The 8,347-nt window shown below is 63.2% G+C and carries 9 protein-coding genes; 8 read left to right on the top strand and 1 reads right to left on the bottom strand.

What is annotated here, in order from left to right:
• The 7 genes from AC1DWI_RS07355 to AC1DWI_RS07325 all read left to right on the top strand — a co-directional run.
• A partial coding sequence (locus AC1DWI_RS07355; protein ID WP_477724606.1) for a carbohydrate ABC transporter permease occupies positions 1 to 525 on the top strand: 525 nt, incomplete at its 5' end.
• Positions 526 to 604: 79 nt separating this feature from the next.
• Positions 605 to 1,456: a carbohydrate ABC transporter permease gene (locus AC1DWI_RS07350; protein WP_477671422.1), complete on the top strand. Its 852-nt coding sequence runs from the start codon at positions 605 to 607 to the stop codon at positions 1,454 to 1,456.
• A 21-nt stretch (positions 1,457 to 1,477) separates the two neighbouring features.
• On the top strand, positions 1,478 to 2,548 hold the full coding sequence (locus AC1DWI_RS07345; RefSeq protein WP_477671423.1) for an ABC transporter ATP-binding protein: 1,071 nt from the start codon (positions 1,478 to 1,480) through the stop codon (positions 2,546 to 2,548).
• An 8-nt stretch (positions 2,549 to 2,556) separates the two neighbouring features.
• The gene (locus tag AC1DWI_RS07340; RefSeq protein ID WP_477671424.1) at positions 2,557 to 3,324 is read left to right on the top strand and encodes an SDR family oxidoreductase; all 768 of its coding nucleotides are present in this window, start codon (positions 2,557 to 2,559) and stop codon (positions 3,322 to 3,324) included.
• A 27-nt stretch (positions 3,325 to 3,351) separates the two neighbouring features.
• On the top strand, positions 3,352 to 4,428 hold the full coding sequence (locus AC1DWI_RS07335; protein WP_477671619.1) for an L-idonate 5-dehydrogenase: 1,077 nt from the start codon (positions 3,352 to 3,354) through the stop codon (positions 4,426 to 4,428).
• 64 nt (positions 4,429 to 4,492) lie between these two features.
• Positions 4,493 to 4,879: a cupin domain-containing protein gene (locus AC1DWI_RS07330; RefSeq protein WP_477671425.1), complete on the top strand. Its 387-nt coding sequence runs from the start codon at positions 4,493 to 4,495 to the stop codon at positions 4,877 to 4,879.
• Between the two features lie 9 nt (positions 4,880 to 4,888).
• Complete coding sequence (locus tag AC1DWI_RS07325; RefSeq protein ID WP_477657613.1) at positions 4,889 to 5,638, top strand: FadR/GntR family transcriptional regulator; 750 nt, start codon at positions 4,889 to 4,891, stop codon at positions 5,636 to 5,638.
• A gap of 92 nt (positions 5,639 to 5,730) precedes the next feature.
• Here AC1DWI_RS07325 and AC1DWI_RS07320 read toward each other — a convergent pair whose 3' ends face one another.
• Positions 5,731 to 7,476 carry a DEAD/DEAH box helicase gene (locus AC1DWI_RS07320; protein ID WP_477671426.1) on the bottom strand — a complete coding sequence of 582 codons (1,746 nt, stop codon included), beginning with the start codon at positions 7,474 to 7,476 and terminating at the stop codon, positions 5,731 to 5,733.
• A gap of 380 nt (positions 7,477 to 7,856) precedes the next feature.
• On the opposite strand from AC1DWI_RS07320, the gene AC1DWI_RS07315 reads away from it, so the two are divergent.
• The coding region (locus AC1DWI_RS07315) for an ATP-binding cassette domain-containing protein (RefSeq protein WP_477724605.1) at positions 7,857 to 8,347 on the top strand (491 nt) is incomplete at its 3' end.

Here is an 8,347-nt window from a genome sequence, read left to right as displayed (position 1 = left end):
GTGCCGTCGATCCCGACCATCCTGTCCATGCGCTTCATGCTCAACCCGGAGTGGGGCGTGGTGAACGCCGCCATCTACCGCTTTACCGGCATGGACGGCCCGAACTGGCTGAACGACCCGACGCTGGCGTTGGGCTTTTCGATGCTGGCGCACATCTGGAAATCGCTGCCGTTCTGGACGCTGATCCTGCTGGCCGGCCGTATGGCGATTCCGGGCGAGCAGTACGAAGCCGCGTCGGTGGACGGCGCTTCAGTGTGGCAGAAGTTCCGCTTCATTACTTGGCCGTCAATGCGCTCGCTGTACCTCACGTCCACCATCCTCTCGATGATCTGGACGCTGGGGGATTTCAACAGCGTCTACCTGCTCACGGGTGGCGGGCCGGCAGACCTGACGCACGTGCTGGCAACGCTGGGCATCCGCTACCTGCGTCTGGACCAGGTTGACCTGTCCCTTGCGTCCATCGTCGTCGCATTGCCGCTGGTCTTGCCTCTGGTGTATTTCATGATGAAGAGATTGTCCAAATGATGTGCCTCCACGCTCCCTATCGCTCCCTGACCCCCGGGGGGGCGCCCGGCCGCCTAGAGATGGCTCGTCGGAGGCCGGTATGACCCGCTCCGCATTGAAGGTCATCTCGACCGAAGCCAAGCTACTGCTCATCGGCATCCCCGTGTTGATCTGGACGCTGCTGCCGATCTACCACATGGTGCTGTTCGCGCTGTCGCCCAAGGACCAGGCGACGACGGGCCAGCTCTGGCCGAAAGCACCCACACTGCGAAACTTCGAGTTCGTGTTCATGCAGAAGCATTTCTACCTGGACCATTTCTGGATCCAGCTGTGGAATTCCTTGCTGATCGCCGTGTCGGTCGGCGTGCTCACGCTGTTCGTGTCGACCTGCGCGGCCTTTGCCATCAGCCGTTTGCGGGTTCCCGGCGGCCGTACGGTGATGAACATGGCACTGTTCACCTACTTCATCCCCGCGGCCTTCTTGGCCGTGCCCATGTACAAGACCATGGGCAACTATGGCCTGCTCAACAACCAGTGGGCGCTCATCCTGGCGATGGTGACGATCGCCTCGCCGTACTGCATCTGGGTGCTCAAGCAGGCGTCGGACAAGCTGCCTTGGGAACTGGATGAAGCCGCGAGGATGGACGGGGCCACGGCCATGCAACTCTTTCGCCTCGTTTACCTGCCATTGATGGTGCCTTCGCTGGTGGCGGTCGGGACGTACGCGTTGCTGCTTGCCTGGAACGAATACCTCTACGCCTTTTTGCTGCTGTCCAAGGACGACAGCGTGACGCTGGCGGTGGCGCTGGGCAATTTCCTCTCGGCCGACGACTCGCCATGGGAACTGCTCATGACCACGGGCCTTATCTACGCGATGCCGCCTGCGGCAATTTATTACGCATTCAAGCGCTATATGGTCGCAGGCCTCACGGCCGGCGCCGTTAAAAGCTGATTCACAGGAAAAATAAACAAAATGGCATCCGTCGCATTCAACAAAATCGAGAAGTCCTTCGGCAAGGTCAAGATCATTCACGGCATCAGTTTCGACATCAGCGATGGCGAATTCGTTGTGCTCGTCGGCCCCTCGGGCTGTGGCAAGTCCACGCTTTTGCGCATGCTGGCCGGGCTCGAAGAGATAACCGGTGGCGAGATCTCCATCGACGGCAAGGTCATCAACGACCTCGACTCCAAGGATCGCGACATCGCGATGGTGTTCCAGAGCTATGCGCTCTACCCGCACATGACCGTGCGCGACAACATGGCCTTCAGCCTGAAACTGCGCAAGGCCGACCAGGCGATCACCGACAAACGCGTGGGTGACGCGGCGCGCATCCTGAACCTCGACCCGTTGCTCGACCGCTTCCCGCGCGAGCTGTCAGGCGGCCAGCGCCAGCGCGTGGCCATGGGCCGAGCCATCGTGCGCGACCCCAAGGTATTTCTCTTTGACGAACCGCTGTCCAACCTGGATGCCAAGCTGCGTGTTGCCATGCGGGCCGAGATCAAGGCGCTGCACCAGCGCCTGAAGACCACGACCGTCTACGTGACGCACGACCAGATCGAGGCCATGACCATGGCCGACCGCATCGTCGTCATGCACGACGGCATCATCGAGCAGATCGGCACGCCGCTGGAGCTGTTCGACCGGCCGGGCAACCTTTTCGTCGCGCAATTTATCGGCTCGCCGTCGATGAACGTGATGAAGGGCACGCTTCGCGTCGCGGATGGCCGCACCTGGGTGGAAGCAGAGGGGCATTCCTGGCCGGCGCAGGCGCTGGCCAATGCGGTGGACGGGCAAGCGGTGAACTATGGCGTAAGGCCCACCGACCTGAAGGTCTCCACGACCGGCACAGGCATCCCTGCCAAGGTGATCGTGATCGAGCCGACGGGCGCGGAAACCGAGCTGCTGCTGGAAGTGGGCAATAGCAAGATCATTGTCGTCATGCATGGCCGCACCGATGCGCAGCCTGACGACATCATTCATCTGGACGTGGCGCCGGGCAAGGCCCACGTCTTCAACGGCGACAGCGGTCAGCGCCTGTCGTGAGCGCGGCCATGGTCGCCGACTCATTCAAGCTGAACGGCAGGCTGGCGCTCGTCACGGGGTCATCAGCCGGCATTGGCCTGGCGCTTGCGCGCGGGCTCGGCCAAGCTGGCGCGGTCGTGGTGGTCAACGGGCGCAATGCCGCCAAGGTGCAGGAGGCAGCGGCCCTGCTGCGCAGCGAAGGCATCACCGCACATGTGAGCGCGTTTGACGTGACGGATTCCGGGGAGGTGAAGGCGGCGGTGGAGACCATCGAGTCAACCATCGGTCCGATCGACATCCTGTTCAACAACGCGGGCATGCAGATCCGCAATTCGCTGGAAGAGTTTGCCGAAGAGGACTGGCGCAAGCTCATGCGCACCAACCTGGACAGCGTCTTCATGGTGGGCCAGGCCGTGGCACGCAAGATGATCCCGCGCAAGCGCGGCAAGATCATCAACATCTGCTCGGTGCAAAGCGAGATCGGCCGGCCGGGAATCTCGCCCTATATGGCGACCAAAGGTGCGGTGAAGATGCTGACCAAGGGCATGGCGATCGACTGGGGTCCGCATGGCCTTCAGTGCAATGCAATCGGGCCGGGGTACTTCAAGACCGAGCTGAACGAGAAGCTATCGTCGGATGAGAAATTCAATTCCTGGCTGATCGGCCGCACGCCGAGCCGGCGTTGGGGCGAAGTGCATGAACTGGCGGGGGCGGCGGTTTTTCTGGCCAGCGATGCGTCCAGCTTCATGAACGGGCATGTGCTGTATGTCGATGGCGGGGTCACCGCCCAACTTTGATTTTTTGTGAGCTGAACTTCAATGAATATGCGCGCCATCGTCTGCCACGCCCCGCTGGATCTGCGCTTTGACTCGCAGGCAGTCGAGCCCGTCGGCCCGAAGCAGATGCGCGTGCGTGTTGCCTTCGGCGGCATCTGCGGCTCGGACCTACACTACTTCCAGCACGGCGGCTTCGGCACGGTGCGCATCAAGGAGCCGATGGTGCTGGGGCATGAAGTTTCGGGCATCGTGAGCGAAGTGGGCAACCAAGTCGCGGGTTTCGCACCCGGGCAACGCGTGGCTGTGTCCCCATCGCGTCCTTGCGGCGTCTGCAAATACTGCCAGCTCGGCCAGCACAACCATTGCYTGGACATGCGTTTCTACGGCAGCGCGATGCGTTTTCCCCACGTGCAGGGCGCATTCCGCGAAACGCTGGTGATCGATCAAACGCAGGCCTACGCCGTGTCCGAAGATATTTCTTTGTCGGAGGCTGCGCTGGCTGAGCCGCTGTCGGTCGGCCTGCATGCCATCAATCGCGCGGGCGTCGTGTTCGGCAAGAAAGTGCTGGTCACCGGTTGTGGGCCCATCGGCGCCTTGCTGATCGCGGGCCTGCGGCGCGCCGGGGCGGCCGAGATTGTGGCGGTGGATATTGCGGAGTTGCCGCTGGCTTGCGCTCTCAAGATGGGTGCGGACAAGGCGATCAACCTTTCGGCGCAGCCCGATGCGCTGGCGCCGTATGCGTTGGAGAAGGGCTACTTCGACGTCATGTTCGAGGCCTCAGGCAATGAACGCGCGCTGCTGTCCGGGCTCCAGGTCGTCGCCCCGCGCGGTGTGATTGTGGCCGTGGGGCTGGGCGGCGACATCAAGATCCCGATGAACGCGCTGGTGGCGCGTGAGATCGATCTGCGCGGCACCTTCCGCTTCCACCCCGAGTTCGCGGTGGCGGTGGAGTTTTTGAACAAGCGCCTGATCGATGGCCGGCCGGTCATCACCGATATCATGAACTTCGACCAGGCGACGGACGCCTTCAAGCTGGCTGGCGACAAGGGTAGGGCCATGAAGGTGCTGCTGCAGTTTGCGCCTGATGCTGCGGCCAGGGCCGGGCTTGCGCAGGCTGGGGCCTGAGACGCGGGAAATTGCACGCCGGATTTATCCAGAACGAACACATGAACACGAACACGGAGCTTTTTTGACCACCTTCACCAAAGTTATTCTCTACACAGACGACGCCGACGGCCTCGCAAAGTTCCGCGAAGAGCAGGTTCCGCTGCCGGAGGGCAATCCGCAATCCATGCTGTCCACGCTGATGCCTTCAGGCGGCTACCAGTTGCGCCACAGCCCGGTAGGTTTTCGCAGCCAGTTTCATTGCTCGCCGCACGGCCAGTGGGTATTCATTCTGGGCGGCGAGATGGAGATCGGCTTGCAGGGTGGAATTTCCCGCATCTTCAAGCCCGGACAGCATTTCTACTCCGCGGACCTGCTGCCGGCCGGCGCCACCTTCGATCCGGCCGTGCATGGCCATTGGAGCCGCCAGGTAGGTTCGGACCCGTTGGTCACCTTGTTTGTGCGAGGCTAAAGGAACCCCATGGCCACCATGAAAAACGTCCACGGCAACACGGTTGACCACATCGGGGAAGCCATCGTCGCGGGCCGTTATACCGCCGGCATGTCCATGCCGCCGGAGCCGGTGCTTTGCGAGGAACTGGGCGTGAGCCGCACGGTGGTGCGCGAAGCGGTCAAGTCACTGATCGCCAAGGGGCTGGTTACCACCGGGCCCAAAGTGGGCACCCGCGTGCTGACCGAGGAGCACTGGAACTGGTTCGATCCCGACGTCATCGCCTGGAAGGCCAAGGCCGGCATCACGCCCGAATTTTTACGTGACCTGCTGGAACTGCGGCGCCTGGTGGAACCAGCCGCCGTGCGCATGGCCGCCGAGCGGGCCACCGCGGAAGAGATCGCCGGGATCGAGGATGCCTATGCCGGTATGAAGCGCGCCGTGGAAGGCGGCGGCGACTACGTCACCTACGACCTGCGTTTTCACCAGGGCCTGCTGCGTGCCGCGCACAACCGCATGCTGGTCCAGATGAGCAAGGCGCTCAGTGCCTTGCTGCGCACCAGCTTTGAAATTTCGACCATCCGCAAGGACGGGCCCAAGCGCTCCCTGCCGCTGCACCGGGCGGTGCTGGATGCGGTGATCGCGCGCAACCCGGCCAAGGCCGAAAAAGCCATTCTGGTGCTGATTGACGGCGCGCACGAGGATATCGAGCTGGTGCTCGGTTCGCGGCGCCGTTTGCCCAAACTGAGCAATCCGGCCAAGCAGCTGAAAGCAGCTTGAGCCTGAGGTGCGGAATTGGCCTTTTGCAGCCTTATGCCGCGCCGGACAGTTGCATGGCGGCACCCACGCAGTGGGATCGCCGCCGTTAGCGCTTAGCGGCCGGTAAACGAGCCGGGACCGCCAGGCCGGCGGGGCCCGTTGCCCCGGCCGCCGCCGCCACCACCGCCGCCATTACCACCACCAGAGCGGTTGCCGCCCCGGTAGTTGCCGCGGTTGCCGCCCGTGGGCTGGCCGGAGGACGGGAAACCCGAGGAGGCGTGGCTGGCGGGTTGCTGGTTGTCAAAGTCGTTGCGCGGCTCCCTCGGCTCGCTGCGGGGTGCGCGTGGCTGCTGGTCGTCGCGCGGCGGGCGCTGCGCCTGCTGGCGTGGCGGCTGGCCGTTCTGTGAGTAGCCCGAAGCCTGTCGTGGCTGGCCGGGGTTGGGTGTGCGGGGACCGCGGCCGCTGCCGCCGCCGTTACCGCCACCACCGTTGCCGCCGCCTGCGGGACCGCGTCCGCGCGCGCCGCCATTGCCGCCGCCGTTACCGCCACCTGCACCCCGCGCGGGCTGTGCGCCCTTGGTGTCGCGAATGCGCTGCATCATTTCAGTACGGGCTGCTTTGGCGGCAGCCTGCATCACGTCGCGGCTTGGCGGCTTGCCCAGGCCACCCCAGATGGTCTGGCGACCCATGGCCAGCGGCTCGGCGCGCTCGCCGGCTTCGGCTTCAAAGCCGGGGACCACGATTTTTTCGATGTTCTGCTTGGTGAAGCGCTCGATGTCCTGCATGAAGCCTTCTTCATCGAGGCAGACCAGGCTGACGGCTTCGCCGCTGTTCCCGGCGCGGCCGGTGCGGCCGATGCGGTGCACGTAGTCTTCGCTCACGTTCGGGATTTCGTAGTTCACCACGTGCGGCAACTCGTCGATGTCGATGCCGCGGGCGGCGATGTCAGTGGCCACCAGGGCGCGAATCGTTCCGCTCTTGAAATCGGCCAGGGCCTGGGTGCGGGCGGTCTGGCTCTTGTTGCCGTGCAGCGCCATCGCGGGGATGCCGTTTTTGGTCAGGTGTTCGGCCACGTTGTTGGCGCCGAACTTGGTGCGGGTGAACACCAGCACCTGGCTCCAGTTGTGCTCGTTGATGATGTGGGTCAGCAGCGCTTTTTTCTTGGCTCGCCCGACGGGATGGATGGTCTGCGTGATGCGCTGCACCGTGGTGTTGCGCGGCGTGACCTGGATGGATTCGGGGTTCTTCAGCAGGCCGTTGGCGAGCTCGCGGATTTCATCGCTGAAGGTCGCGCTGAACAGCAGCGATTGTTTTTGCTTGGGCACCAGGGCCAACACTTTTTTGATGTCGTGGATAAAGCCCATGTCCAGCATGCGGTCGGCTTCGTCGAGCACCAGGATCTGTACCTGGCTCAGGTCCAGCGTGCCCTGGCTCGCGTGGTCCAGCAGGCGGCCGGGAGTGGCGACCAGGATATCGACGCCGCGGCGCAGTTTTTCAATCTGGGCGCCCATACCGACGCCGCCGAACATCACCATGGAGGTGAGGTCGGTGTATTTGCCGTAGGTGCGGACGCTTTCTTCGACCTGGGCCGCGAGCTCGCGGGTGGGGGTCATGATCAGGGCGCGTACGGCGTTGACGCCGCGGCGGTTGGTCAGGCGCGCTTCGGTGGAAAGGCGCTGCAGCAGGGGCAGCGTGAAAGCTGCGGTCTTGCCGGTGCCGGTCTGGGCGCCGCCCAGCAGGTCCACGCCTTTGAGCACGGCGGGGATCGCCTGGGTCTGGATGGGGGTGGGGGTGTCGTAGCCCTGCTCGAGCACGGCCTTCAGAATGGCCGGAGCCAGATTCAATTCTTCAAATGTCATGATGTTGCGCCTGTGTGGCGCTTTAGATCGGCCTGTTGGGTGCCTTGTTGAAAGGCAAACCCGCCAGTCAAAGGCAGATGGGGTCAGAAAGTGGGCCCTAAACATTACGTTTTACATCGTAAGCAGCCACTTGAAGCGGTACCCGGATGTGCCCAAATGTTGAAGGCAACTGGAGCCARCAACGCCTGTATTGTCGCACAGCAACGATAATGGAGGCATTCACGCATAAAACACGCTTTGCCAAAAGGCGTTTGCGCCCAGGCGCGGCGTGTCGTTCCAGCCCGCAAGAAAGCCTGCTGACAGCCTGTAGAAATAGCATGTACAGGCGGCAAGCAGCCCGTTTTCCTGCATTGTTTTCATTTTTACCAAAGTTAATCCTGATGGCTCAGTACGTATTTACTATGAACAAGGTCGGCAAAATCGTGCCGCCCAAGCGCCATATCCTTAAAGAGGTGTCGCTCAGCTTCTTCCCGGGCGCCAAGATCGGCGTGCTGGGCACCAACGGTTCCGGCAAGTCCACGCTGCTCAAGATCATGGCCGGCCTGGACACGGAAATCGAGGGCGAAGCCACTCCCATGCCGGGCCTGAACATCGGCTACCTGCCGCAGGAACCCAAGCTGGACCCCGAGCACACGGTACGCGAAAGCGTGGAAGCCGGCATGGGCGCGGTATTCGCCGCCAAGGCCCAGCTCGAAGCTGTGTACACGGCTTACGGGGAGCCCGATGCCGACTTCGATGCGCTGGCCGCCGAGCAGGCCCGCCTGGAAGCCATCATCGCCACCGCCGGCACCGATTCCGAGCACCAGCTTGAAATCGCCGCCGACGCGCTGCGCCTGCCGCCCTGGGACGCCAAGATCGGTGTGCTCTCGGG

It is taken from the genome of Polaromonas sp. P3_C2 (assembly GCF_056402675.1).
This window is presented reverse-complemented; position numbering and strand designations above follow the sequence as displayed.